This is a genomic window from Paenibacillus polymyxa, assembly GCF_001719045.1.
In the GTDB taxonomy this organism is placed as follows: Bacteria; Bacillota; Bacilli; order Paenibacillales; family Paenibacillaceae; genus Paenibacillus; species Paenibacillus polymyxa_B.
In genome coordinates this window covers 5,451,327-5,475,200 of sequence record NZ_CP015423.1, presented here as the reverse complement: position 1 = coordinate 5,475,200, position 23,874 = coordinate 5,451,327, and the positions used below count along the sequence as shown (strand labels likewise).

Sequence of the window (23,874 nt, the reverse complement as noted above, 5' to 3'; positions counted from 1 at the left end):
GACAGTCTGAATTCACAATGGGATATCCACACCAAAGAATCATGAGTATGATCGCAAGAACAATTAAAGTACGAAAATTAAATACAGAGATAGCACATTGAGAGTAAGTTAGTAGAAGATTAAATAGTGGGTTTTTCTCTAAGAGGCCTATCAGAGGATGTCAACTCCTATGTAATAAAATACCATAATTTTCATTTAAGTCAATGCATGTTTCTGAGGTGTTTTGTTAATTTTTTGTAATTTATCATCAACGACTTGTAGTATATTGTTATAAGAAAGCGAAAAATGTCGTATTATAGAAATAAATCTCAAAAATAGTACATTCCCATATCAAATAGATATACATCTGGACTATTTGTCCACAGGATTGCCACAACAAGCCTGATCTTTTGACAGACTGTCCAAAGGAGTTTACTCTATCAACAGGACCTGCCAAAAACTTGTTGTAAACATTGCAGCTATCCTAACTATTTGGCTCGAATTTGATAGAAAGATAAGGAAATATGATCATGGCTAATGTTTTAATTATTGAAGATGACAATATGCTGGGAGATACCCTTTCCTTGTATTTAACAGGAGAAGACTACAACGTTACTCGAGTGGAACAAGCGTCTGAGGGTATAGCTAGGCTTGAGATCGTACAGCCCGATATTATTTTGCTGGATCTGTTGCTTCCAGATTTGGATGGAATGAATCCCTGCCCACTGATACGCAAGCATACGGACGTGCCCATCATCGTGATTTCTACAGAAAACAACATATCAGAGCGCATTCGTACACTTACGTTGGGAGCAGATGATTACATTTGCAAGCCTTTTAGTATGCAAGAGCTAAAAGCACGGATAGAGGCTCTTTTCCGTCGTATTGAAATCACACGCTTGCAAGGAAGAGGCAGAGCACCTGAACCTGAAACGGGCATTACTTTGGATCTAGCGAAAAGAATGATTACCGTTAACGGACAGAATGTGGAGACAACATATTCAGAATTTGAGCTCATGAAGCTTTTTTATTTGAACCGGGGAATTGTATTCAGCAGGTATGCTTTGATTCAAGCTCTCCGTGGCACAGACTCCTTTATTAATGAGAGGGCTGTGGACGTACATATTAACCATTTACGCAGAAAAATTGAAAAAGACCCTAAGAAACCGCAATTGATCAAGACCATCTGGGGAATCGGCTACAAATTTATGCAATAATACGGTCAGCTCCAGGGAAGTGATGACTTAATCTGATTAATCTCCTTCTGAACCGTACTGAGTTGCTCTTTCCAGTCCGGATACAGTTCACCTGTTGAGGTTTCATTGCTGCGCTTCAATGCCTTTTCCAGGTCTATCACCTTTGCCAGCAGCTCTGGCGCGCATAGATTCCCCGTTCCTCCCTTAAGCGAGTGGATTAATCGAAGAGCAGAAGATAACTGCCCATTGCCCATTTTTTTCAGTACTCTCTTATCAAGATGCTGGTATTCTTGAATCCATTTATAAAGGGCAAATTGAAAAATGTACACCTTGCCATCCATAGCGGCTATCGCCTGATCTGCGTGAATACCATGTAAATCTTGCAGCCATGCTAAGTTAATCCAACTAGTTAACACTCTAGCAGCGGTCAGTTCATGGATAGGCTTGAGAAGCACGGCATTAATACCGGCACGAAGACAAACTTCCTGTTCATGCTGCACAGCATCAGCGGTAAAAGCGATAATGGGAAGCCTGTTAAAAGCTTTGTTTCTCCGAATATGTCTCGCCGTCTCAAAACCATCCATCTCTGGCATATGCAGATCAAGCAACACCATATCCCAGTAACGCAGTTCCAGTAACGCTATTAGTTCTCTTCCGTTCGTGACCATCGTTACCTCAAAGTTACGCTCTGCTAAAAACTCGGTAATCACCACCTGGTTAATTTCGTTATCCTCTGCTATGAGAATTTGATACTTCTGTGTTGTATCCCCCATCTCATTGCGGGAACTCATGGTCACATGAGTCTCCAGAGTATTACCATCTACAGGCACTGACTGTTCCTTCTTCCAGCAGAGAACCTCCAGCAGAGCGTTCCGGGTAACAGGCTTGGACAAAAAGGCATCGATCCTATGATCCATGTCCCCAGCAGCTATGGTTTCCATCTGAAACACGGTTGTAAGTCCAATGATCTGAGTTATCTGCCTATCCAGCATTTGAAGCCATTGCCTCCGGGAGTCTAGTTCTCTAAAACCTTCCATCCCCATATCAATGATAACAAAATCAAAATGCTCACCCTTTTGAAAAGCGTCCATACTTTCTTGGAAGGATGAAATAGTGAATGGTTTTAGCCCCAAATCTTGCAGTAATTCGTTCAAACTGTACCTCACCAGTTCATGCTGCGCAACAATTAAGGCTTTGCCTTTGATTTGTTTTTCTATTCGTGTGCTTCCCGCATTCAATTCCCCGGTATCCAACTCGACATTAAAGTAAAATTGACTGTACTCTCCTAATCGGCTTTTCACTTCTACTTTCCCGCCCATAGCTTCAGCCAAATGCTTGCTGATGGCCAAACCCAGCCCAGAGCCCCCATATCTGCGGCTGGTTGAGGTACTCGCCTGGATAAAAGGGACGAATAGCTTGTCCATACACGTCTCGGAAATTCCTATTCCCGTATCTTCTACCATAAAAGAAACGCCTACTCGTCCGCCCTGCTGACTGAGCATTTTCACCTGTAACAATACATGTCCCTGATCCGTAAACTTGATAGCGTTAGTCAGAAGATTTGAAAGCACCTGCTCCATTCGAAGCGGATCTCCCTTAAACCTTTTCGGTAACGCCAGGTCCGTTATAAATACGATCTCTATTTCCTTACCTTCCAGCAAAGTTCCAACGGTATCTGCGAGATGCCGAAGCATTTTTTCCGGCTCAAATTCTACCTTTTCCAGTTCCAGACTGCCGGCTTCCATTTTGGAAAAATCCAATACGTTACTGAGCATGGATGAAAGGGTACGCGAGGAGGCAAGAAGCTTGTGGAGGTAATCTCTTTGAACGGCAGTCAGTTCAGTCTTATTCAATAGCTTTGACAGACCGATGATTCCATTCAGCGGGGTGCGGATTTCGTGACTCATATGAGCCAAAAAAATGCTTTTCGCATGGTTAGCCTCGTCCATCTCCATTCTCTTCTGCTCGGAGGCTTTATACTCTGTAATATCCAACACGTGACCGATAACATACCTAGTAATCCAGTCCTCCTTAACCGGATGTAAGGTAATGAGAGCCGAATATTCCCAAAACTCCAATTCAAATACGGTTCGATCACCTAACCAGGCTTGCTTGTAGTATTGACTAAGCTGCTCCATCGTTTCAGAGGAAAGCTCCAATATGTCCCCGAGACGCTTCACATGCTCCCTTTTGTTGTAGTTGACTTGCAGATTCAGACCTAGGCGCTCCAGCAATTCCCCTTCAAGCAGCTTATAATAAAATTCATCACCACTTTTCTCCAGCCTGAAGGTAAAACCCGGTTGGACCCGAAGTAAATTCAGCAGATCACGGTCTTTGTTTAACAAACGTTGTCCATATGTATACTTAGCGGTCATTAAAGTGTGCACAAACAAAGTCATGAACATTAGACCAATCCCTAGCTCCAGCAAGCAGGTCAGCAGTGTTTTATCACTTATACCAATACATAAGAGCAGAATTCCTGCCACTCCATAAAATACACCTGTGATCGTCTGACGAACAAGCTGACGCTGAAAAATCAAAACTAACAATAATATCACGATAGCACATAGCATTAAATCTCGAACCAAGTGTTCACCCCCTTATAATCTTCCATGTTTTGTACAATAAATCGAAAATATAAAAAAACTCAGGACAGATTCCTTATGCCATAAGGCTTAAAGAACTGTCCCGAGCATTCATTGTACTATAGATTCCATAGGGTTCAAGCTCGTTTTAATATTTGAAACGACTGATCATCACCTTCAAATCAGTAGCCATGGTTGAAAGCAACTGTGCAGAAGCTGATATTTCCTCCATGGAAGCCAGCTGCTCTTGTGAGGAGGCGGCAACTTCCTCCGATGTGGCGGCATTACCGGTTGCAATCGTCGCCAGTTCGTTGGCTGTCGCTGCTATCTCTTGTACACTGGCTGATATTTGCTGTGCAATCGCAGCGACCTCCTCTACCTGAGGTGTTGTCTCTCGAATGCCTTCCATCGCATGACCCAACTTGACAATGGTTGCTTTGGAAATCTGCAGTCCATCCTGCACCTCAGTCGTAACCCTGTCCATCGTCTTCACTGTTGTTTCGGTTTCATGCTGAATTTCGGCAATCAAGGTGGCAATCTGTGTGGCGGATGTCTGAGACTGCTCTGCCAGCTTGCGCACCTCATCAGCAACGACGGCAAAGCCTTTTCCATGATCACCCGCTCTGGCTGCCTCAATAGCTGCATTCAATGCCAGCAGGTTTGTCTGATTGGAGATATCGCCGATAACCTTCGTAATTTCACCGATTTCATGAGAGCGGGCTTGCAAGGTTTGAATCATCTGGTTGGAACGCTCTACTGATTGATGAATGGAATTCATTTGCTCACCTGTCTGCTCAACAGACTTTCGTCCTTCCTCGGCTTGCAAGGCAGATCGTTTGGCCAAATCGGCTACCGAAATCGAGCGTTCAGCGATTTGGGTGATCCCCTGTGCAATTTCAGCGAGGGCCACAGAATTATTTTCCAGCCCTGTAGTCTGTTTCTCTGCACCACTGGCTATTTCTTGCACAGCCTGGGACACCTGCTCACTTGCAGCACTGGTTTGTTCCGCGCTTATTGTCAGTTCATTCGAAGAAATTGCGACATGTTCTGCACTGTTCCCTACGTTCTGAATGACAGATCGCAAGTTATTCTGCATATTTTGAAAAGCCACTCCTAATTCTCCGATCTCGTCCTCGCTCTTTACTTGAATGTCCTGTGTCAGATCTCCGGCGCTCACATTTACCGCTTGTTCTTTTAACTTTAAAATCGGTTTGATGATGGAACGGATCAGGAAATAAACGATGAAAATACCAATCACAAGACAACCGACGATGGTTAGTAAAGTGCTGATCAAAATCGGTCCTGCTGCCTCATCGACTTCAGACAAATATAGCGTTCCGCCTATCTTCCAGCCAGTTAGCTTGTTAGTCGCATAGTTCATATATTTGGGCTGTCCTTCATACTCATACTCGTATTCACCAGTATCGCTCTGAAACATGCGTGATTCAATATCTGTAATTTTGGTGCCTGCTTCCTTCGTCGGATGTACAATGTAAGTATGGTTGCTGTCCAGCAATATAGCATAACCCTCATGACCTACTTTAATATTGTTCAACGTCTCTTTAATACCACTTATTTTCAGGTCAATGCCAATAACACCCGATCCATCTGACGTTGCCTTGGACACCGTAACCGTCATTTGCTTCGAGCTTGCCGAAAGATAGGGAGAACTAATCGCTGTCTTTGCTTGCTCCTTTATCGCTTTATCGTACCAAGGTCTGACTCGTGGGTCATAATTATCCGGTAATTGCTTCTGTGGATAGGTTGTAAATTTACCGTCCTTCGTACCATAAGAGATGGATTCTGCTTCAGGATGAAGTGCAGCATATTGCTTGAAAAACTCTTCCAGTTTGGCCTCTTGTTCCTCCGTCTCTACCCGATTGCCTTTTAGTCTTTCTGCAAAATATTCTGCGTCATGTACCTTGGGTTCAATAGTACTATCAATAATAAAATTAGTGCGGATGATAGCCTGCTCGGCACTTTCTTCAATCTGTTTTCGAATCTGCTGACTCGCGCTTATAAACGACAAAGCCCCCACGATCATGGACGGTAAAATCAGAAATGCAATAAAGGCGACCATTAGCTTCGTTTTAAAATTTTTGCTGAGCACCCTTGCGACTAGCCGCTTTTTCCCCGATAACTTCTTCATTAATAAACATCTCCATTTCACTACCTGGATTTCCTAACCTATGGCGAACCTCTTCGTTTGCCGATGACGACAATCACCCGACAGACTCACTTTCACATTTTTCACATCTGCTGCTAAAACGCTTGGACATAAAAGATATAAACACGCTAGTTAAATAGGTATATGTACTTATTTTCGAATACAGCAAGGCTGGTCGGAACCGGTTCTTTGATATAATATACCTAAAAAATATTAAAAAAAATGCGTAGCATATGTTAAGAAAATATTAGTTTCATCTCACTATACCTACCTCTTAATATGAAAATAATCCCCTTGAGGGTAGCAAACATAGAGTCATTTTCGAAAATCACCTTATGCTTACTACCCCCGAGGGGATTAGGTTTGATCGCTTTATTCAGTTCAATCCAACAACACCTTCAGATCTTCAAGCCTGGTAACAGGTGCCTGACAGGTAAAATGCTCACACACGTATACAGCTGGTTTGCCTTCCACAAGATTGTAATCACGGATATAGGAAACTGTCTCTGCAATCTCCGACTGTCCTTCATCCTTCAGAATAACGACCGTATTCGGCCTGAACCCCGCTCGAATCGCCTGAATGAACTGTACGGTCTGTGGATCGTCCCTATGACCTACAATCACAATCTCTTTTGTCGTTCCTGTTGCATACAACAACGCGCTGAGCAAGGCTGAGCAGCCTGACGGGTAATGAGCAACCATGCCGCCAAAAGCCTTAAACTGCTTGGCTGCATAATTCTCCAATCGGGATTCACCCGTTAGCCGTGCAAGCCGCACAAAATTATGAGCCGCAATGCTGTTACCCGACGGAATCGCACCGTCATAGATTTCTTTAGGCTTGGCAATTAGCTGCTCACTATCTGACCCATAAAAGAATAATCCGTCCCGTTCCTCATCCCAGAATAAGTCGATCATATTTTGATTGAGCGTCAACGCCCGTTGCAGATACTCTATATCGAAGGTCGCCTGGTACAGCTCGATCAAGCCCCACACATAAAATGCATAATCATCTACATAACCGGGATAAGCTGCTTCTCCGTCCCGATAACGTGCCAACAGCCGTCCATTCTCCTGTCTCAAATGGTTCCACAAAAACGTCTCAGCCTTCCGAGCTTGCTCTGTATATCTTGTGTCTCCAAAAGCTTGTCCCGCCTTCGCAAGAGCAGCAATCATCAACCCGTTCCACGAGGTCAAAATCTTGTCATCCTTATGAGGATGAACCCGCTGCTTTCTGGCAGCAAACAGCTTGGCGCGTAGCTCACTAACCCGCTGCTCCAGTTCCTGCTCAGTCAAGTCATGCTTGATCCGATAGGCTTCCAGATTGATATCAATCAGGTTTGGAATGTTGTGGCCTTCAAAATTGCCGTAAGGTGTAATCCCATACAAATCGTTGAAAAAGGCGGCATCCTCATCGCCTAGTATAGCCCTTACCTCAGAGTGGTCCCAGACATAGAATCTCCCCTCTTCTCCTTCGGAATCCGCATCCTCCGCCGAATAAAAGGCACCCCCTGCATCCGTCATGTCTCTTGCGATATATGTAAAGATTTGTTCTGTAATCCGTCGGTACAGTTCCTTGCCTGTCACCTGCCAAGCTTCTGTATACGCGATGGCCAACAGAGCATTGTCATACAGCATTTTTTCAAAATGCGGCACCAACCATTTCTCGTCCACGGAGTATCGTGAGAACCCCATGCCTACGTGGTCGTAGATTCCGCCACGGGACATCGCATCTAGCGTTTTCTCTGCCATTTCCAGTGCCTGTTGATTCCCCGTATGCTGTGCATATCGCAGCAGAAAAGACAGGTTATGCGGAGAAGGAAACTTAGGAGCTTCCCCGAAGCCGCCATATTCCTTATCGAAGGTGTGGCTGTATTCATGGAAAGCTTTATTCAAGCTCTGTTCATCCAGTTCACCGCGATAACCTGCAAGCAAGTCCTGCCGCTCATGCTCGGTAAGCACCTGCTCACTCAGCTCCACCAGCTCTTCGGGCTGTTCTTTCCACCGGGCGCCCACCTTGTTCAGCAGCTCCAACAGTCCGACACGGCCATACTTTTGCTCCTTGGGCAAATACGTCCCCGCAAAAAAAGGCTTCTGATCCGGCGTCATCAATATTGTCAGTGGCCAGCCTCCATGCCCTGTCATCGTCTGGCAGATGGACATATAGATATGATCCACATCTGGACGTTCTTCACGATCCACCTTAATGGATACGTAATCCCTGTCTAATAGCTCAGCCACTTCTTCATCCTCGAAAGATTCTCTCCCCATTACATGGCACCAATGGCAAGTGGAATAGCCAACAGATAGGAAAATAGGCTTGTTATCACGTTTAGCAATTTCAAAAGCCTCATCTGACCAAGGGAACCAATTTACCGGATTGTGAGCATGCTGTAGCAAATACGGTGATTTTTCCTTGGATAGTCTATTCGGTTTGCTGCTCGTTGTCATGGGACATCACCACTTCCGTAGTTGGATTTTATGCTTGGTACTATTTTACCCTAAATGGGTGGTAAAAGTCGGAAGAGGTGAAAAAAAGATGATATCAGATTAGAATTACTACATTGTTAAGAAGTATCAATGACTCTCAACCGTATCTATCCATAAATTGTTTATTCAGATCATAAGTAGGTATGAATAAACACTGAAGCACTGATGGATATTCTTCATCAGTGCTTTATTTACTGCAATCGTACCTTATTAGCGTTTAGCATTATACTCATTAGAATTTATATCAAAGATGTCCAGCGCTTTCAGTAAGGCGTATTCACTTGTTCTGGCCCCTTCTTTTGAAAAATGTGCATCCGGAAACGCAGGAGACATATGATGGTACCCGGGATAGACATGTAATTCCACTAAGACTCCATCAAAAGCCAGTTGTTTTGCAAAAACCAAGGCTTCATCAATGAATAAATCAATGGTACCTATATTTATATAAGTCGGTGGTAACCCGGCCAATGACTTAGCACGGGCCGGCGCATAATACTCATTTACCTCCTCTTGACCCGGTTCTTTCCCCAATACAGATTTCCAGCCCAAATAATTACTTTGTTTTGTCCATATAAACTCTCCTGCGTATGGATGCTCTGGTGCGGTACTTGTGCGATCGTCTAGCATTGGCCTCATCAATCTTAGATGATGGATTTCGAATTCCTTCTGATCACGAATGTACAAGGCTAGGCCAGCCGCCAGACCGCCGCCAGCGCTGCTGCCCCCTACGGCAACTTTCTGAGTATCTATCCCTAACTCTTCCGCATGTTCAATACACCATTTTAGGCCCGAATAACAATCCTGTAACTGACTTGGCTGCACATGCTCTGGTGCTAGGCGATAGTACACGGATACACAACAGAAACCATGTTGTGCAGCAAGAGATGCATTAGCAGGACGATCCACGATTGGACTTCCTAAGACCATCCCGCCTCCGTGTATCGAATAATATAGAGGCATCTTATGATGCTTTGAATGTTTGGGCTTAATAATTTCTATTTGAATATCTGGACCACTAAAATAACTTGGCACAACCTTTTTTTCTAATGTAATAGGGAACATCTGCGTTACATCTATTTGTTGCATCATTTGAGATTGATTTTTACGTGCTTCCATTAGTGTAGATTCGGTAAGATCGGTTGTTGGTATTAAATCAACTGCACTGATAATTTCCGGATCAATCAGATGTCTACTTCTACTTTTTTGCTCTCCCATAGTAATTGTTTCCTCACTTTCTTATTTTAAAGACAATGAATCAATACATTTTTCCCTTTAATTGTTGCTGTTGTTTATATTCATATTTTAAAGATTAAAATAAGCTTAATAAATGAAAACAACGATTTAGAATCATTTTTGGCATAAAAACAATAATGAAAAAATGAAGTACAGCCTTTGAAATAGAATGGGTCTGTTGGATCATCGGGGAGGGTGAACGGAATTTTGGGATCAAGAACGGTATGTAAAATAGCTCAAGAGAGAAAATGAAATGCGAACACATATCAAACCTTTTGCCAAACAAAAAGACGTGAACGGATTGATTTTTCACCACGATCATCCGGTCACGCCCTAAGCTCACCATGTTATGAGGCCAAAATTAAATTCATTGACGCGAGTATAGCACCACGCCACTTTGCAAACTAGGTATTTTTATGTGAATACACAATTTTCTTAATGGTTTCGGTAGAGAGGAAAAACTCCGTAGCTAATTGCTCGATACTGCTGCTATTTTGAAAAGCATTTCTGATTGCAGCATTTCGCTGTTCAAGCAACCTTCTCCCGCCACTCAAACTTCCCCAATCCATATATTCCGTTTTTGGCTTAGGAATATACAGCGTCTCTCCTTGAACATATTTTTGGATTTCCATAATTAGTTTTTGAGGTAAAACTTTTGTAGCATTCGTATATCTCAATTTTGCTCGCCCCTTATTTTGATTCTTTAAAATAAGGTGCAAAGCCAAAAATATTAAAAAAGCTTGTAGCGTTAAAAATTGTTTCGCCCCATACAAAGTAACGCTTTCCTAATAATTGGCTTTGCATGAGTGTAAGAAGTCACAGACAATCCCAATAGATTCTCCATCAGTAGGCACCCCCTTTTACTTCGCAAGTATAGCATAACTTCTGCTCACCTGGGACCAGCTAAATGATATCAGTACAATCAAACCATTAAAATTGAGCTGATAAATAACTGATCTTCATTCGTTTATGAGGTGTTGCCGGGACTTTTGTTTGCCCGACTCTTGTTATTCGCAAGCCGATGTTTTATATTGACATAAGAGTAGGTCAAAAATAAAAGAGGTGAACGGACGAGATGTCTCCACGTACGAAGGAACAAAACGAAGAGATCCGGCTGCGGCGTCTGGCGCAAATCCGAAAAGCCGCTGCCGATGTTTTTTTAAATAAAGGGCCTTTACTGGAAATCCGCGATGTGGCCGTGCAGGCGGGACTCGGCTATGGCACGGTATACCATTATTACAGCAATAAGGGCAATTTGCTCCACGATCTGCTGTGGGACGCGTTGGAGCGGGCCGGGGGATGGCTGGAGGCCCCGCGCGCTTCGGCTTCGGGGGAGACGCCGGCGGGCGGGCATTTCGGCTTGGTTGCTGCGGCGGACACCGGGAACTCGGCTGCCGCGGATTCCCAAAGCAGCAGCCGCGAAACAGCCGCTTCCACAGAGCTTGGCTCCGTCGCCGTCGCCGGCATTCGACTGCTGCAGCTTTGGGCGGAGGACCACGCCTTGTACCTGCTGCATAAGCTGGCCGGTGAGGGCTTTGCCTCGCTGCCTGAAGCGCGCTCTGCCCCACTCTCGGCTGCCTTTCGCCGGGAGGTGCTCGCGCCGCTTGCCGCGCTACTGGAAACCGGTCGTACGGCGGACGGGGCTGCCGCTTCCGGCGGAAACGCGGCTGAGCCACCGTATCGGCTACAGCGCGCGGAAATGCTGCTGGCCGCCTTGGTCGGCTGCGCGTCGCTTTCGCTTCGCCGCGGAAAGCTGCACGAAGAGGCCGAAGATATCGTCCGGTTTTTAAAATTATAGAATTGATAAGGAGCGAATAGACAAAAATGATCATTTTAAAATCACCTAGGGAAATCGAAGAGATGAAGCCGGCGAGCCAAATCGTTGCGGACTGCTACCGCGAGGTGGCCAAACTGATCGAGCCTGGGATCACCACCCGGGAAATCAATGACTTTGTTGCCAGACACATCATTAAGCTGGGTGGCAAGCAGTTTACGAAAGGGTACAACGGTTTCCCCGCCGAAACCTGCATTTCGGTCAACGATGTGGTGGCCCACGGCATTCCTTCGAACCGGGCGCTTATGGACGGCGACTTGCTGAAGCTCGACATCGTCGTGGAATACGGTGGATGGTTTGGCGATTCGTGCTGGTGCTATGCGGTGGGCAATATCCGGCCGGAAGCGCAAAAATTAATGAAGGTGACAAAGGAATGCTTGGATATGGGGATCGCCCGGGCACTCCCGGGGGGCCGGCTCGGCGACATAACGTCGGCGATTCAACAACATGCGGAAGCGAACGGGTATTCAGTCGTACGCGATCTGCTGGCACATGGGATCGGGCGGAGCCTGCACGAGGAGCCGAGCTACGAGCATATCGGCGTAGCCGGCAAAGGCATTCGGTTAAAGGAAGGCATGGTGTTTACGATTGAACCGATGCTCAACGAAGGTACGTTCCGTATCACGATCGACGACGATCAGTGGACGGCGAGAACGGCCGACGGCAAGTTGTCGGCGCAATATGAGCATACGATCGCAGTTACTGCGGACGGACCACTGATTTTAACGGCCCAGCGAGAATAGAGGAGAACGGGCGGCAATGGGTCATTTTAGGAAATAAGTCGCCAACCCGCCCTCCTTGGCCTGACGAAAGTTCGTAATCCGAAACGCGAAAAAGCGCTGGTTCCAGCTTGGGACCAGCGCTTTTTTTATATAGTTTGTAACTTTACCGATTTACGAAAAACCACGTTGTTATACGGTTTTTTATTATGCCTTTGGTATCGTGTTACGGATTTACACTCTCTGCTTTGCTAGCCTGTCTTGCGTGTATTTTTTTCATTGCAAATCTTGCTATTGGCTGAGCGACCAATAGCTCAATCCAAAATGCTACACCAAAATTTCTAAACCAACTGTAAAAGAAGTTCTGAAAAGGTTCTAGGCTTATTTGTTTCGTACCAACCCAAGTTCCTATAATGGTTAGAAGCATAGATAAGACTGTAACATTCAATAAAGTATTCAATAAAACTCTAGCATTAAATCCATCTGTTTGTCCTACGAATTTGGGTATCACTTTACCCACTAACGGTCCTGCAACCAATCTTACTAACAAAACAACGATAATCCACATAAACGGAATAATCTTTAGCGTTTCTAAATAGTTTTCTTTACTAAAGCCTCGTTCCAATCCCATAATAATGGGGGCGATCGTGTTTACTGAAATAATTGAAATAATCAATAAAAATAATATACCTTCTTTTGCGTTTTGAGGCAGTCTTTCTTCCTTATACATATTGTTTCCCTCCGAAATAAAAATATTTCAGATGGTAGACGTATCATGCGACATATATTTTTGGTCATTAAAACTAGTACCAATATCTCTACACACTGATCTAACAATTATAACAACTTTTTTCAAACAAATAAAAGGGTTTTCTAAGTTTATCAAGGTGACATTCGTTAACTGTGACGATCCTTGGATTGTCGCTACAAGACAAGAGTAGCAAGAGAATGAACTCTAGGCTACATGGTCGTGCTAATAATGTAAAATATAATCAAGTATAAAACTGATAAAGGAGTATATGAACCAGATGAACAATTTTCTAAATGAATTTGAGGAAAGATTTAGGGCAGGATTTTTGGATGATCTTAAAAGCATACTGGAAGAAGTGAAGAATGAGCAGGTTTACGCTTGTGCTTTTGGCACAGACAGCGATTTTATCACCTTGTTTCTTGCTGTTAATACGGAGGAATCACTTGTTTTAATCAATTCGGCGAATCCAAAGAAGATATTATTTTTTTCGTGTCCATGACGGATGATGATATGGCCGAGGAACTGGAAAATCAGTCCGTAATTCAGATGACAAACGCCAAATTAGTTGATGGCTTCTTGCATCGTTATCAATAAAAGTGCGTTTGGAATATTACACTCATTTCGTTTAGGTAGGTTGCTTTGCTAGACAAATTCGCAATGTGCTTGTCCTATGTATCGCTAGTACCCTCTTGATCTACACGGGGTAGTACTAGCGAAGCTGACACTACCCCCGGGGTTCTTATCTTCTATCAAATTTTCTAATTCACCTACTTGACATTCCTCTTCCTCTATCTTGTTTCATTAGAAACAAACAACCACTATGATCAGCCCCGTATTTCTCTTCGCAAACTACGCCGCTATCATACTCATGGTATGGGAATCCGTTTGTTTTACTAACGCGAGACTCCGGTGCAGCTTATGATTGACGATTCCGATCACCACGTCCGGCTCCATTTCATCCTGATGGGAGAGCATAACCATTGCTGCAATATCTCCCATCTGATATGCCGCCGTCAACGCCCTTAGAAAAGTCTTCGAGTTTTCACTTTCCGGTAAGGATAACTCTCCTTTGAGGAGATCCTCCTTGACTGCTTCAAGCGATTTTCGTGCCCGGTGGAGTGCAACTTTTACCGCTCCCTCCGTTGTTTCGAGCATGTCGGATGTCTCGCTAATCGAATATCCAAACACATCTCGCAGCAAAAAAACAGTTCTCTGAAGCGGAGATAAATGTTTCATTAAGGACTGCAACGCTATCTCGATTTCAAAAGATCCATGATCCGGTACAGTTACTTTCGCTTGTTCCCTATTCAATATTCGAGTGTAGACTGCTTTTCTCCGTATATCATCAATCCAGGTGTTCTTAGCAATTCGTAGCAAAAGCGCTTTGGGGTTTGTATGCTCGAAGCTATTTAACTTACCTAATGCTTTTATCCAAGTGTCCTGAGCCAGTTCTTCCGCATCCCAATTTGATTTCGTAAGCGACAGACAGTAACGTTTCAGGACCGCCTGTAATTCCTCCAAGTTCTCGATGTTTATTGTATTATCTGTCATTTGTATAGAATCATCTATGCGCATAGGTCCTCTCCTCCACAGTCTTATTCTGCCCTTTCCTAGAGCAAAGCCATTTGTTACCTCCAATGTAAACGAACAAGTGGTTGTAAAAGTTACACCATTTACGCAAATCGTTTTCCCATTGAAACCTCCGTATCTTTTTACGGCCTCGGTTCGTTTACAAGGAGAAATCAACTGAAAACGGGAAATTGGGGGTATCAAAATGAGTGCTTATGTTCCTTATGTTGTTGAGCAAACCGCTCAAGGTGAAAGATCGTACGATATCTATTCCAGACTCTTAAAGGATCGTATTGTGTTTGTCGGGGCAGCCATCGATGATCATTTGGCTAACAGTATTATTGCTCAATTATTGTTCCTGGCGGCAGAAGATCCGGAAAAAGAAATTTACATGTATATCAACAGCCCGGGTGGCTCTACTTCCGCAGGATTTGCCATTTATGATACGATGCAGTACATCAAACCCGATGTACACACGATATGTACGGGATTCGCTGCTTCGTTTGGCGCGATCCTGTTGCTGGCGGGCGCCAAAGGGAAACGTTCGGCGTTGCCGAACAGTGAAATCATGATCCATCAGCCGCACGGCGGCGCACAAGGTCAGGCCAGCGATATTGCGATCAGCGCAAAACGAATTTTATGGACTCGTGAAAAGGCAACCCGTATCACAGCTGAACGGACCGGGCAACCTTTTGAAAAAGTCGAAAAAGATATGGACCGGGATTTTTACATGTCCGCTCAGGAGGCACTGGAATATGGTGTTATTGATCAAGTGATAACTTCTTTGTAGAGTATGCCCAAAACCTAATGATCTGCAAGAACTTCAAGAAATAATACGAGGTGATATCATGTTAGCAAGCTTACAAGGCCAGGAAGTAACTATTCATTTTATAGATGGGACCCATGTATGCGAGGGGATACTGGATCAGATTGACGACAAGTTCGTTAAATACCTTACGCAATATCAGACACTTGTTATTCCTATTACATCCATTCGCACCGTATCCATTGACATTAAGGAACGGCAACGCCACAGAGTTGGATTCGCCCCTTGAACCTATTTTAGCATGGGGTGGCAATTTCATTTTACGGAGGCCCGATATTATGGAAATTTCACAGGGAGTAGAAATGCTTCAGCTAGATTTTCATGGGAATATGATTCACCCCATTCTTTTGTGGGATCAAGAAACGGCTGTTTTAATAGACACAGGATTTCCTGGGCAAATGGAAGATTTACGCGTGGCTATGGAAAAGGTAGGCGTGTCGTTTGACAAACTAAAAGTTGTGATTTTGACGCATCAAGATGTGGATCATATAGGTTGTCTTCCTGAGATTTTGCAGGAGTGTGGCCATCATATCAAAGTCTATGCACACGAACTAGATAAGCCGTATATTCAGGGGGATATCCCACTTTTAAAAGATAGTCACCTTGAGAATCCCCCGAAGGGCAAAGTGGACGATACCTTAATAGATGGTCAGGAACTGCCGTTTTGCGGCAGAATTCGCGTCATCCATACGCCTGGGCATACTCCTGGTCATATCAGCCTTTATTTAATGCAAAGTAAGACTCTTATTGCCGGGGATTCGATGTACAGTGTTAACGGGATTCTCGGGGGAATTCATGTCCCGACCACACTGAATATGGATGCAGCTTGTCTCTCATTGAAAAAGTATTTAGATCTCGACGTTGCATCCGTAGTTTGTTATCACGGGGGATTAAGTAATGTACATGTGAATGATCAGATATTAGGACTTACCCAAGGATTATAAAATTAAAGTTCCAGCAATTTACCTTTAGTGAAACGATGTTGTGATCGAGAAGATTATTTAAAATAACACTTTGTTAATTCGTGATTGAACTTTAACAAAGTGTTATTTTGCATTTCACAAAATAGATCTTCATTGTTTATTCCTGCAACCCATACTCCACGCGTGCTAACTTGTATATAGATCAGACTTTAACTGATTAAAAATATATTCTTGCATTTGATCTAAAAGAAGAATGATGTTAGTATCTTTACCATTTTTCAAAACCCACTGAATAGACGTCATTGAGTTAGCAGCATATAGTTCAGCTAAATACTCCAATGCGATCGAAGTTGAAGAATTCTGTTGCTTTAAATAATCTAAACAAGTCCGAAACAAAATTTGTTCAAATTCTTTACGTAAATCGGCGGATACTTCATGAACGGTTAACAATGTTGAAATTTCGAGCTTATTTTTAATCATATTATCGGTTACAAGTTCTATGGCGTTTGCCACCTTGCCATCTTCCGTGGAATCAAAACGCTGCTCAATTTCAACTTTAAAATCAGAAGCATACTGTTTAACTACTTTTTCTAGCAAGTCGTACTTATCCAAATAATGACTATAAAAAGTAGAACGTCCGATAAGAGCTTGATCACAGATTTTTTTGATCGTAATATCTTTAAAATGATGTTGTTGGAGTAATTCTATTAAAGCACGCTCAATAGCTATTTTTGTTTTATAAATTCTGATATCTTCATTCATTTAACCACTTGCTCCTTATGTGTAAGTTTTCGAACACTTTATATATACCGTGTAAGATATCCTACAGATTATGCGATACTAATTATTTTTTATGTAGTAACTATACTCTATAGTAAGCACATACCCAAATTGAAGGAGGACAATATATGTTTAAATCCTATGTCAATAACGAACAGTTCAATCTTCAAATTAATCGTTTTATCAATGATTATTATCAAGAAGATGATCGAGCACTAGCTGACTTGGAAAAAATGATTCCGAAATTAAACGACACCCATAGCTGGTATGAAGCTTGGCTCAATTTTGCTAAGAAACGCGAAGACAGCAAGGACTATGACTTAGCCTCAGTCTACTATCAAGCTGCAGAATTTTATCTTGCAACCACAGACCCCAATAAGGAAAAAATGTATCGAAAATATAGAGAAACATTCTATAAAGGCTTTCATGATTTTGATTATGAATCCTACAAGATTCCCTATGAAGACTCGTATCTTCCTGCTGTAAAATTATTGGCGCCTGGAGCTACGAAAACATTACTTGTCTTTGGTGGGTATGATTCTTATATGGAAGAGATGCTTAAAATGATGAAATTCATAAAGGGAATTAATTACAATATTATTGTATTCGATGGCCCTGGCCAAGGAACTGCATTAAAAAACGGCCTAAAATTCATTCATAACTGGGAAAAGCCCATATCAACGGTGATTGATTATTTCAAATTAGATCGTGTAAGTCTCGTAGGTGCTTCTTGGGGAGGATATTTAGCAATGCGTGCGGCAGCCTTCGAAAAGAGAATCGATAAAGTAGTTGCTTTTAACATTTTTTATTGTGGCTTAGATGCCTTAAAAATGGGGATGCCAGAAGATACTTACCAGAGCATGATGCAACTCGTTGATCGTAATGAAGTAGACCAAGTGAATACATTATTCGAACAGATGATGACTCACAATATTGATTTGCATTGGAAGATTACCAAAGGGATGGAAAACACCGGTGAAGCAACGCCTTTTGACCTCATTAAAAATTTTGAAAAGCACACAATGCAAGGCATTGGAGCATTCATTAATCAAGATGTTCTTTTATTAGCTGGAGAAGATGATCAATACGTACCTATTAGCCGACTCGCACAAATCCAACAAGAATTAATCAATGCTGCGTCCATTACAACCAAGGTATTTACTAAAGAAACGGGCGGTGAGCAACATTGCCAAGCAGGTCACAGAGAGTTAGCATTTAATGAAATGAAGAAGTTCCTATAACAACTGTAAATATATATTTTTTTTATGCGCAACATGCCCATCAAAATCGTAGTTCCATAGCTTCAATCGTTGTTATCCAATTGGCAAGTAAAAACCGACTCCAATTATGGAGTCGGTTTAGTCCATTCATTTTCCCCTGTTATCTCAATGGAGAAGTCCGTAATTTCCTCTGAGCTTTTCAATTCATGCGGCCTAGCAAGGTTAGATTTTCGAACCGAAGAACCTTGAAGGAGCGCAAGAAACGAACTTAGATCCACAGCTTCAAACCCTCTTGTTTGTCACTGCAAGTTTAAATAATCAAAATCAACAAAACCACCCGTTGATTTAGTAGCATAATTGAACAAAGCAAAACGGTATCCCATAAAGTGAGGGATTGTATATGACATCTGAAGTGTGTTGCCTATAGCCGTCCAATTTGTGCCGTCAAGACTGTAGTAGAAATATGCTTTATCCATCTGATTTGTAAAATCACATATAAGCTTAAGATATACTCTGTTCTGGGTGAAAGGGACACTTGCCACTTCAGTCATTGCTCCAGAGCTGGCATTCACCATAACAATGGATTTGGAGGTCCCGTTCATCTTTATGCCTACAAATCCATAATTATCCTGAAAAGCTGCAAGACCGGAATAGTCTCCGTCCTTCATCCCGCTTGTTTCCATTGCAATGATTCCTGTACTTTTCGGTCCAAATGTCCTTTGGGTAAGCGTATTTCTGGCATCCAGAATACTTTTACTCACCTTCCCTGTAGTCATTCTCATAAATCCAGGACGCTGTGTAAGGGACCAATGAGTATTGTCAGGATTGTGGTTCCATTGCCACTCCTTTTTAAGAGTCGCTTCAGAAGACGAGGTTCCTGTAAACGAAACATCGTCCACATAGAAATTCATCAAATCATTTGTTGGGTCTGGGGTAGAACTGTAGGGTGTCTCAATGAAAATAAACGTTTGTGAGAGGTCGGCACCTGCCGGAAGTGTATATGTTCCTTGAATTGTGCCCCATTGGCCCTTGGTTAGCGTGGTAGACCCAAGAATCGATATACCTGTGTAACTTGGACCATTCTGAATACCAAAATTAAATTGCTTAGTGGCAGGACCTTCAGTGTATTTAACCTTTGCAGAAAAATTATACATTCCGCCGGCTGTTACTTTTCCGGTAATTACTTGTTTTGGACCAGCAGCTGTTTGTTGTCTACCGCTGACAAACAAGCTTTTTGAGCCGATGTAATAGTCTGTAGTGGTTGCTGCAACAATTGCAGTGTTATTATTCGTCCACGGGCTTATGGTGGCATTTTCAAATCCACCGTTTGCAATAAGCTGACTGGAGGCTTGAGAAGATGAAAACTCATCAGACGCATAGACCTTCTTTTCGGGATAACCTTCAACAGGAACATCCATCGTAAGAGGAACCTTACCGTTAACACCGAATACCGGCCAATTATTTGACCATGTAACCGGAACAAGATACGGCATACGTCCAATTGCTCCGCTGTCTTTAAACAGCATAGCATACCAGGAGCCAGAAGGAGTATCAACAATTCCCCCCTGTGCAATGCCTGAATCATTCAATGAAACCTGACCTGTATAGGGTCCTGTCAAGCTACTTGCACGATAGGTTAATTGTGTGCGGTTGCCTCCTGATGGCCAGCATATAAGAAATATATAGTACATTCCCTTGATCTTTTGTATATGCGCCCCTTCAGCCTTGACTATGAAGCTGGACCCGGCAATATTACTGGCAGCGGAAATAATCACCTGATTAAGTCCCCCTGGCTTGATAGCCTTTGCATCTGCAGTAAGCTCAATAATGCTGATATTATCACTGCCATAAACCAAGAATACACGTCCATTATCAAACAGCAGCGATGCGTCATGATAATAGTTGCCAAGCACTGATGATGTCCATGGACCAGTTTCTATATTGCTGGTTTGATAGATGTATGTTTTGCCGGTAGAATTGGAGCCAAAGGACACATAGTAGATGCCGTTATAATATCTAAGGCTGCTTGCCCACGAGCCTTTTCCATATTCGTTCTGCCCGTTGTTAAGATTTTGTGCGTCATTGTTGGCATACGTATCGTAAACATAATTTACGATTTCCCAATTGACGAGATCATAAGATTTCATGATCGGAACTCCATGATTCATGTGCATGGTCGTGCTAGTCATATAAAAAGTATTACCTACCCTGATAACATCGTTGTCTGGAGAATCAGCATTTATAAACGGATTTGTAAAAGTAGTAGCTGCAAATACAGAAGTATTGGACATCATACTCATGAATAATGGTAAAACTAATAAAAGCACACTTATCCTCCTATACATATTAGAATCGCCCCTAATCTTTGATAGGTTCAAAAGCTTTTAGTTTTAGTTAATTAAATTGTAAATAATCCACATAGGCATCCCAAGTCCCGTTATCGGTGGTTACGATCAGTCTGACCTCTTGATTTCCGGTTACATGGGTGATATTAGACAAGGTTTGGACCGTCGGCGTAGTTCCAGTAAAGTAAAAGGAACCAACTGTGGTTCCTCCTATTTGCAAGTCTACTCTGGCGGTACTGGAGTTATTCGAAGCACCCCTGACTGAAATACTATGAGTAGAGTTGGCAAAATACTGAGTGTATGCACTATAATCATCATTGGCGTATAAAGCGACCCCATTGAAAGGAGAACTGATCTTCCCAGCGTAAGTACCCCCGAGAGTCATATCCTCAGCTTCAGCCCTTGTTCCAGTAGTATTGGGTGTAAACTGCCAGTAATCAATATTAAATAAGTTACCAGTCCCTGTTCCGGTAAACACTAAGAAAACCTTGTGGACTCCTGTTGCATTGCTTACAGTGGTTTCGACTTCCTTCCAGGTCTGTGTTTCTCCAGTAGAACTGACATTAAGAGTTCCAACCAGAGGACCCGTTGCACTGTCCAGACGTATTTCTATTTTACCGCCTGCATTGGATGCTATGTTTGCTTTAAACGTCTTGGCTCCACCGCTACCAAAGTCGGCATTTCCTACAGCGATCCAATCTCCATTGTGTACGTTTGTCACATTAAGATTATTTGTCGGTCCGCCTGATGCTTGACTCGCCTCGGTTGTAATCCCTGCATTCCACCCGATTGTTTCAGCCTCAATCCTATTGTATGGATTAAGATTGGCTATCTGAGGCACGCCTGCCATATTTCCCTGAACCTCTTGTATCGTTACATTCGTATTATGGATAAGCTTGTTAATATTAGGAGAACGATATCCTTTCCCTTCTCCCAACTGAGCCTTGCTGACAGTTTGGGAATGGTACACTACATACCATTGGTTATTAAAGTTAAACACCGAATGATGGTTATTTCCACCAACTCCGAAAAATGCTTGTGGATTTTTCAGGAAATGTCCTGTATAAGTAAAGGGTCCCATAGGACTGCTGCTCACCATGTAGCCTATTTCACCTGCTGGGTAATTTGACGGGTGTGTACCGGAGAAATTGATACAATAAGAATAATAATATTTGCCGTTATACTTATGAATTCCTGAGTCTTCAAACATGTAAGGAGCATCAATGGTTACTGCACTTCCAATAATACTGGTCATATCAGCGCCCAGTTTTAAAACTCTGGCTGTTTTAGGATTTGCAATTGAAGCTGGGTCCGAAGTATTGGGTATACCTCCACCAACATACAGATATCCTGTACCATCATCATCCACCAATACTGCCGGGTCAAAAAGCCATGTAACTCCAGACATTCCAGTTGTACTGTGTGTAACAAGAGCCTTTCCGAGTGGGTCTGTCCATGGTCCTATCGGAGTGTCTGCAGTTAGCACACCAATACCTGAGGCACCATTTGCAAAATAAAGGAAGAATTTATCCTTACCATTTATTTTTTTATGTGCAACGGCCGGTGCCCATGAGAGTGATGCCCATTTTGCAATACCTTTTCCATTATTTTTGTTATTGTATCCTGCGACCGGAATTGCACCGTGGTCTGTCCAGTTCACCATATCAGCAGAAGATATGACGAATATTTTATTTAGTTCACTAAAATCATTCTCTTTCACCGTTCCATTACTGTTATATACATATGCATCACTTGACATATAGATATAAACCCTTCCATCATAGACCAACGCATAGGGATCCGCCCCCAATTTATGGTCCATAAGAGGATTTGAATTCCCTGGAAGCTTTGCAATTGCATTGTTAGCAGCATGTACAGGTACCATTGGTAAACAACTCAGCAATAATGTAAAAGCTAATAAAAACACCAAAAATTTTTTAATCATAAACATATTACCTCCATTTATATATATCATGTCTATTAAAAGTTTACAAATTGCCTATGCATAGATTTAATTAGTAATTTTGTATCCTATTTGAAGGTTGGTGCTCCGAAACTTGGACTTGTATCATTTTCAGCAGATGTTATAGCCTCCCCTCTAAACTTGTAACCGCTTTCATTTTTCTGGATGGAGACTTGAATCAAGCCGAATTAGCCAGTTCATCATTTTTATTTTCGCTCAATAAATTTCAGTTAATGGCTTTTTATAGTTACCTTGGTTACGGTACATACAGCAAACTGCGTTGCACGGTTCCAGGCATTCTTTTGGATATCAGCGCCTTAATTCACCGATGGCAAGCCATAACAGTCGTCTTCATGCAAGATGGTGCATTCGAGCTGTTTGTGCTCAAATGTCAATCCCCAAAGTTCAAGGTGCTCAAATATAGTGTCTGGTTCATAGGCAACCCTGTATATTGACGAACTGCCGATCGTATTCCCAAATTCCCCTCCCTTCTTTATCATTTCACGTACCGTTTGAAAACTTTAACTTTAGAGTTGAACTTGAAATCTTTTACATAATTACAAAGGAATATTATGTTGTTGGTAAGCGTGGAAGCGAATTTTAGGCTACGCAGTCGGGGAAATGATATCCAGGAATATAATACCATAAACGCCACTTTGGAACAAGTGCGACAGCTTTGCAACTTGTGGAGTATGCTAATAATTCCAGGCTGTTGCGAAGCTTATATTCATGCCATTTTATGCGACTAGTTCTATCCAGAATAGCCATCAATCATGAGTTATCTTACAATTCAAACTTCAATCTATAAATAACATTTATCCCCTCTCATTAATACCCGATCCTTTTCTTTTAGTCGCCCATTTAGATATAAAAAAACTTATTTCTGCTCAGCGTTCGAGGTGAAATAAGTTTTTAACTGAGTACATTTATCCAGATGAACAGGAGACTTACCAATCGACTTCTTCAAAAAGACGGAAACGCATCTTTTTTTCAAATTCATCTAAAATTGTAAAACCAGATATTTCATCTTCATTTTCTCCAAGTTTTATCATAGTAGCTATTGCTAAGTCTCCCAACTTATAATGGCCTAACAGCTTATCTTGATGTTCCCTTTTTAAAGATAATCCATTTAATTTTTTAAATATTACCTCTGTACGAATACCTTCTTTTCCGATATGTGTCATTGCATGATATAAAACTATGGGGTTCTTTTCTTCTAGCAAATTTTCTAGCTCATCTATTGAACATTTTCCATCTTCAATTTTTTTTACTATATTCATTTTATTCCTCCTTTAAA

The 23,874-nt window shown here is 42.4% G+C and carries 19 protein-coding genes; 8 read left to right on the top strand and 11 right to left on the bottom strand.

All coding sequences use genetic code 11. The annotated features are described in order from the left end of the window. The first annotated feature begins 509 nt into the window (after positions 1–509). Positions 510–1,196 (top strand): response regulator transcription factor, encoded by a 687-nt coding sequence (locus AOU00_RS24540; protein ID WP_069291889.1) that lies wholly within the window; start codon positions 510–512, stop codon positions 1,194–1,196. Positions 1,197–1,201: 5 nt separating this feature from the next. On the opposite strand, the gene AOU00_RS24535 is transcribed toward AOU00_RS24540, so the two are convergent. The 5 genes from AOU00_RS24535 to AOU00_RS24515 all read right to left on the bottom strand — a co-directional run bounded on the left by AOU00_RS24535 (position 1,202) and on the right by AOU00_RS24515 (position 10,324). After that, positions 1,202–3,763, bottom strand: a complete 2,562-nt coding sequence (locus AOU00_RS24535) for a hybrid sensor histidine kinase/response regulator (protein ID WP_069291888.1) — start codon at positions 3,761–3,763, stop codon at positions 1,202–1,204. Positions 3,764–3,908: 145 nt separating this feature from the next. After that, positions 3,909–5,909, bottom strand: coding sequence for a methyl-accepting chemotaxis protein (locus tag AOU00_RS24530; RefSeq protein ID WP_069291887.1), 2,001 nt, complete (start codon positions 5,907–5,909; stop codon positions 3,909–3,911). A 399-nt stretch (positions 5,910–6,308) separates the two neighbouring features. Beyond that, on the bottom strand, positions 6,309–8,375 hold the full coding sequence (locus AOU00_RS24525) for a thioredoxin domain-containing protein (protein ID WP_069291886.1): 2,067 nt from the start codon (positions 8,373–8,375) through the stop codon (positions 6,309–6,311). A 249-nt stretch (positions 8,376–8,624) separates the two neighbouring features. Then, complete coding sequence (locus AOU00_RS24520; protein WP_069291885.1) at positions 8,625–9,629, bottom strand: alpha/beta hydrolase fold domain-containing protein; 1,005 nt, start codon at positions 9,627–9,629, stop codon at positions 8,625–8,627. Positions 9,630–10,051: 422 nt separating this feature from the next. Continuing rightward, the gene (locus tag AOU00_RS24515; RefSeq protein ID WP_061831680.1) at positions 10,052–10,324 is read right to left on the bottom strand and encodes a CD3324 family protein; all 273 of its coding nucleotides are present in this window, start codon (positions 10,322–10,324) and stop codon (positions 10,052–10,054) included. 398 nt (positions 10,325–10,722) lie between these two features. Between AOU00_RS24515 and AOU00_RS24510 the strand changes: the two genes are divergently transcribed. Both AOU00_RS24510 and map read left to right on the top strand, forming a co-directional pair. After that, positions 10,723–11,445: a TetR/AcrR family transcriptional regulator gene (locus tag AOU00_RS24510; protein ID WP_069291884.1), complete on the top strand. Its 723-nt coding sequence runs from the start codon at positions 10,723–10,725 to the stop codon at positions 11,443–11,445. Between the two features lie 26 nt (positions 11,446–11,471). Beyond that, entirely contained in the window at positions 11,472–12,224 is a 753-nt protein-coding gene (gene map, locus AOU00_RS24505) for a type I methionyl aminopeptidase (protein WP_069291883.1), read from the top strand. A gap of 202 nt (positions 12,225–12,426) precedes the next feature. Here map and AOU00_RS24500 read toward each other — a convergent pair whose 3' ends face one another. Next, positions 12,427–12,930, bottom strand: a complete 504-nt coding sequence (locus AOU00_RS24500) for a DUF2798 domain-containing protein (protein WP_069291882.1) — start codon at positions 12,928–12,930, stop codon at positions 12,427–12,429. A gap of 298 nt (positions 12,931–13,228) precedes the next feature. Between AOU00_RS24500 and AOU00_RS24495 the strand changes: the two genes are divergently transcribed. Further along, positions 13,229–13,450, top strand: coding sequence for a DUF4303 domain-containing protein (locus AOU00_RS24495; RefSeq protein ID WP_231109448.1), 222 nt, complete (start codon positions 13,229–13,231; stop codon positions 13,448–13,450). A gap of 350 nt (positions 13,451–13,800) precedes the next feature. Here AOU00_RS24495 and AOU00_RS24490 read toward each other — a convergent pair whose 3' ends face one another. After that, the gene (locus AOU00_RS24490) at positions 13,801–14,502 is read right to left on the bottom strand and encodes an RNA polymerase sigma factor (RefSeq protein WP_237166231.1); all 702 of its coding nucleotides are present in this window, start codon (positions 14,500–14,502) and stop codon (positions 13,801–13,803) included. Positions 14,503–14,725: 223 nt separating this feature from the next. Between AOU00_RS24490 and clpP the strand changes: the two genes are divergently transcribed. From clpP to AOU00_RS24475, 3 genes are read left to right on the top strand one after another with little or no spacing between them, the layout of a single operon-like run. Beyond that, entirely contained in the window at positions 14,726–15,310 is a 585-nt protein-coding gene (gene clpP, locus AOU00_RS24485) for an ATP-dependent Clp endopeptidase proteolytic subunit ClpP (RefSeq protein ID WP_061830194.1), read from the top strand. A 58-nt stretch (positions 15,311–15,368) separates the two neighbouring features. Continuing rightward, on the top strand, positions 15,369–15,575 hold the full coding sequence (locus AOU00_RS24480) for a hypothetical protein (protein WP_061830193.1): 207 nt from the start codon (positions 15,369–15,371) through the stop codon (positions 15,573–15,575). 49 nt (positions 15,576–15,624) lie between these two features. Further along, a complete protein-coding gene (locus AOU00_RS24475) occupies positions 15,625–16,290 on the top strand; it encodes an MBL fold metallo-hydrolase (RefSeq protein WP_069291881.1) in 666 nt (221 codons plus the stop codon). A gap of 165 nt (positions 16,291–16,455) precedes the next feature. Here the strand turns inward: AOU00_RS24475 and AOU00_RS24470 are convergent, their stop codons facing one another. Continuing rightward, on the bottom strand, positions 16,456–17,031 hold the full coding sequence (locus AOU00_RS24470) for a TetR/AcrR family transcriptional regulator (RefSeq protein WP_061830191.1): 576 nt from the start codon (positions 17,029–17,031) through the stop codon (positions 16,456–16,458). A gap of 146 nt (positions 17,032–17,177) precedes the next feature. Between AOU00_RS24470 and AOU00_RS24465 the strand changes: the two genes are divergently transcribed. Further along, positions 17,178–18,290 carry an alpha/beta fold hydrolase gene (locus AOU00_RS24465; protein ID WP_061830190.1) on the top strand — a complete coding sequence of 371 codons (1,113 nt, stop codon included), beginning with the start codon at positions 17,178–17,180 and terminating at the stop codon, positions 18,288–18,290. Between the two features lie 278 nt (positions 18,291–18,568). On the opposite strand, the gene AOU00_RS24460 is transcribed toward AOU00_RS24465, so the two are convergent. The 3 genes from AOU00_RS24460 to AOU00_RS24450 form a co-directional block, all read right to left on the bottom strand. Next, positions 18,569–20,596: a beta-xylosidase family glycoside hydrolase gene (locus AOU00_RS24460; protein ID WP_237166230.1), complete on the bottom strand. Its 2,028-nt coding sequence runs from the start codon at positions 20,594–20,596 to the stop codon at positions 18,569–18,571. Positions 20,597–20,663: 67 nt separating this feature from the next. Further along, positions 20,664–22,559 (bottom strand): carbohydrate-binding protein, encoded by a 1,896-nt coding sequence (locus tag AOU00_RS24455; protein ID WP_069291879.1) that lies wholly within the window; start codon positions 22,557–22,559, stop codon positions 20,664–20,666. Between the two features lie 965 nt (positions 22,560–23,524). Next, positions 23,525–23,857, bottom strand: coding sequence for a hypothetical protein (locus AOU00_RS24450; RefSeq protein WP_069291878.1), 333 nt, complete (start codon positions 23,855–23,857; stop codon positions 23,525–23,527). Positions 23,858–23,874: the final 17 nt, after the last annotated feature.

Excerpts from the sequence above, each read along its gene's own strand:
- AOU00_RS24475 (WP_069291881.1), top strand. The coding sequence starts at position 15,625 with ATGGAAATTTCACAGGGAGTAGAAATGCTTCAGCTAGATTTTCATGGG.
- AOU00_RS24455 (WP_069291879.1), bottom strand. The coding sequence starts at position 22,559 with ATGATTAAAAAATTTTTGGTGTTTTTATTAGCTTTTACATTATTGCTG.
- AOU00_RS24470 (WP_061830191.1), bottom strand. The coding sequence starts at position 17,031 with ATGAATGAAGATATCAGAATTTATAAAACAAAAATAGCTATTGAGCGT.
- AOU00_RS24530 (WP_069291887.1), bottom strand. The coding sequence starts at position 5,909 with ATGAAGAAGTTATCGGGGAAAAAGCGGCTAGTCGCAAGGGTGCTCAGC.
- AOU00_RS24500 (WP_069291882.1), bottom strand. The coding sequence starts at position 12,930 with ATGTATAAGGAAGAAAGACTGCCTCAAAACGCAAAAGAAGGTATATTA.
- map (WP_069291883.1), top strand. The coding sequence starts at position 11,472 with ATGATCATTTTAAAATCACCTAGGGAAATCGAAGAGATGAAGCCGGCG.
- AOU00_RS24450 (WP_069291878.1), bottom strand. The coding sequence starts at position 23,857 with ATGAATATAGTAAAAAAAATTGAAGATGGAAAATGTTCAATAGATGAG.
- AOU00_RS24525 (WP_069291886.1), bottom strand. The coding sequence starts at position 8,375 with ATGACAACGAGCAGCAAACCGAATAGACTATCCAAGGAAAAATCACCG.
- AOU00_RS24520 (WP_069291885.1), bottom strand. The coding sequence starts at position 9,629 with ATGGGAGAGCAAAAAAGTAGAAGTAGACATCTGATTGATCCGGAAATT.
- AOU00_RS24490 (WP_237166231.1), bottom strand. The coding sequence starts at position 14,502 with ATGACAGATAATACAATAAACATCGAGAACTTGGAGGAATTACAGGCG.
- AOU00_RS24480 (WP_061830193.1), top strand. The coding sequence starts at position 15,369 with ATGTTAGCAAGCTTACAAGGCCAGGAAGTAACTATTCATTTTATAGAT.
- AOU00_RS24540 (WP_069291889.1), top strand. The coding sequence starts at position 510 with ATGGCTAATGTTTTAATTATTGAAGATGACAATATGCTGGGAGATACC.
- clpP (WP_061830194.1), top strand. The coding sequence starts at position 14,726 with ATGAGTGCTTATGTTCCTTATGTTGTTGAGCAAACCGCTCAAGGTGAA.
- AOU00_RS24465 (WP_061830190.1), top strand. The coding sequence starts at position 17,178 with ATGTTTAAATCCTATGTCAATAACGAACAGTTCAATCTTCAAATTAAT.
- AOU00_RS24510 (WP_069291884.1), top strand. The coding sequence starts at position 10,723 with ATGTCTCCACGTACGAAGGAACAAAACGAAGAGATCCGGCTGCGGCGT.
- AOU00_RS24495 (WP_231109448.1), top strand. The coding sequence starts at position 13,229 with ATGAACAATTTTCTAAATGAATTTGAGGAAAGATTTAGGGCAGGATTT.